We start from the raw sequence: 2,594 nt of genomic DNA on the forward strand, positions 1-2,594 counted from the left end.
AATTTTTAAAATCGATAGATTAGACAAAAAAGCGAACAAGACCGAATTCTGAATGTCAGATAACTCGTTTTGTTCGCTTTTTATATTTAAGGTTAGACTTTTGTCCCAGACTCTTTGTCTTACCAAATAATCACACGGTCCTCTGGTGAACGCCACATACCGTCACCTTCTTTGACATCGTAAGTTGTAAAGAAGTCATCGAAGTTTGGTACTTGGACATTGACACGGAGCTTGGCTGGCGCGTGCACATCGACACTGGCCATGAGTTTCATCAATTCTGGACGGCCTTTCATGCGCCAGATACGAGCAAAGTTGTGGAAGAATTCTTCTGCTGAGAAATCTGGTTCTCTCTTGGCTGCTTCAAGGGCTGCAGCAATTCCTCCCAAGTCGGCAACATTTTCTGATACGGTTAGTTTCCCGTTAATCGTTGCGCCGTAAGATTCTTGCCCATCAAACTGGTCAATGACTTTCTGCGTTTTTTCTTTAAAGGCTGCATAGTCACTCTCTGTCCACCAATCCTTGAGACTACCATTTTCATCAAAGGAAGCTCCGTTAGTATCAAAGGCGTGGGAAATTTCATGGGCAATAACCGCACCAATCCCACCGTAGTTAGCAGAAGACGACTGATGCAAATCATAGAATGGAGCCTGTAAAATAGCAGCTGGGAAGACAATCAAGTTCTTCTGAGGATTGTAGTAGGCATTGACCATATGAGCTGGCATCCCCCATTCCTTATAGTCAACCGGTTGGTTCCACTTGCTCCAGCTGTGCTTGATTTCCACACGCGCAAAGGCTAGGGCATTCTCAAAGAGACTGGCAGTTTCATCCACTACTTTGTCCTTGTAGCGTTCTGGCAATTCTTCTGGATAACCGATATAAGGCTTGATGACATTGAGTTTGGCAATGGCCTTATCACGTGTTTCAGGCGTGAGCCAGTCGTTCTTAGCCAAGCGTTCCTTATAAACGTCAATCATAGTCGCTACTTTTTTCTCTACGTCTGCCTTTGCTTCTGGGGAGAATTTTTCATGCGCATACCAGAGACCAAGAGCCTGCTTAAAAGGGCCTTGGGCCAAGTGATAAGCTGCCTTGACCTTGTCCTGAGCTTCTGGAACACCTGAAAGGGCACGACCATAAGCACCTGACAAGATACGAATCTCATCTGTGAGATAGCTTGTTGAGAGATTGACCACACCCAAAATCAAAGTTGCTTTAAGTAGAGGCCACGCTTCTTCACTATAAAATTGCTCTGCTGCTTGCCAGAAACGTTCCTCATCTACGATAACCTTATCTGGCGTTTGTCCAATCACTGCTTGGAAGAAATCATCCAAAGGGAGTGCAGGGGCAAATTTCTTGAAATCTTCATAAGCGTATGGATGGTAGAGTTTGGCATATTCTGAACTTTCTTCGTTAGAAAGCACCACAGCCGCAATGCGACGGTCCAATTCCAATCGTTTCTCAAGTAAGTCTGCGATTTCCTCATCTGAAAAATCATAGGCTTTGAGTAGATTCGTTGTACTTTCCTTCCAAAGAGTCAAGAGCTCCTCACGCTGAGGATGGTCTTCAGCGTAGTAAGTTGTATCTGGCAAGATAGTCCCTGGTGCACTTGCCCAGAGAACATTGGTTCTGGCATCCATAAAGTCTGGTGAAACACCAAAAGGAAGAAAATTTGGCTTACCAGCCATTTCAAACTCTGCCAGTTTGCTAGTGAAATCTGCAAAGCTCTCCAAATCTTGGTATTCCTTGAGTAGAGGAAGGATAGGCTTGATCCCATCTGCTTCTCTCTTGTCAAAATCACGTACCATGCGATGGTACTTGACAAAGTTTGCGAGGATAGCATCCTCTGGGACATCCTCACCTGCCAACCACTTGTCCGTAGTCGCCAGCATCAACTCTTCAATTTCCTCATCAAGGTCAATAAAACCACCTGTTCGAGATTTGTCAGCTGGAATCACAGCTGTTTTTTCCCATTCGCCATTGATTGCGTCATAAAAATCGTCTTGATAACGTGTCATCTTGTTCTCTCTTTCATATTTTCACTTATTCTTAGCTTAGCAAAAAAATCTAGGGAATGCAATCAAAAATAAATGTCTTGTATCTTTCATTTTATTGTTATTTTATTAAATTTTTCAAAAATTAACTTGACTTAATTTATTTTTTAAGGTATATTAAAAACAGGAGGAACGAAAGCAAATGATACGTATCAACCATCTCAGTGTCTCCTATCAAGAAACGTTGGCACTAAAGGATATTTCTCTCAAGCTGGAGGGGCCTACCATCACTGGTATTATTGGTCCCAATGGTGCTGGAAAATCCACTTTACTAAAAGCAATGCTGGGCATTATCCCGCATCAAGGTCAGGCTTTTTTAGATGGAAAAGAAATCAAGCAGTCCTTGCATCAGGTGGCCTATGTCGAGCAAAAGATTAACATTGACTACAACTTCCCGATCAAGGTCAAGGAATGTGTCTCACTTGGGCTCTATCCGTCCATTCCCCTCTTTAAAAAGCTAACAGCTAAAGATTGGGAAAAAGTGAACCAAGCCCTTGAAATCGTTGGATTAACGGACTATGCAGACCGTCAGATTAGTCAGCTCTC

The 2,594-nt window shown here is 43.1% G+C and carries 2 protein-coding genes; one reads left to right on the plus strand and one right to left on the minus strand.

The features are described from left to right. Positions 1-119 precede the first annotated feature (119 nt). A complete protein-coding gene (locus SORDD16_RS09010) occupies positions 120-2,012 on the minus strand; it encodes a M13 family metallopeptidase (protein WP_061453186.1) in 1,893 nt (630 codons plus the stop codon). 178 nt (positions 2,013-2,190) lie between these two features. Here SORDD16_RS09010 and SORDD16_RS09015 point away from each other — a divergent pair. Continuing rightward, a partial coding sequence (locus SORDD16_RS09015; protein WP_128973499.1) for a metal ABC transporter ATP-binding protein occupies positions 2,191-2,594 on the plus strand: 404 nt, incomplete at its 3' end.

Origin of the sequence: Streptococcus oralis (assembly GCF_001578945.1) — a bacterium.
GTDB lineage: Bacteria > Bacillota > Bacilli > Lactobacillales > Streptococcaceae > Streptococcus > Streptococcus oralis_Q.

Coding starts and splice junctions, on each gene's coding strand:
- SORDD16_RS09010 (WP_061453186.1), bottom strand. CDS start 2,012: ATGACACGTTATCAAGACGATTTTTATGACGCAATCAATGGCGAATGG.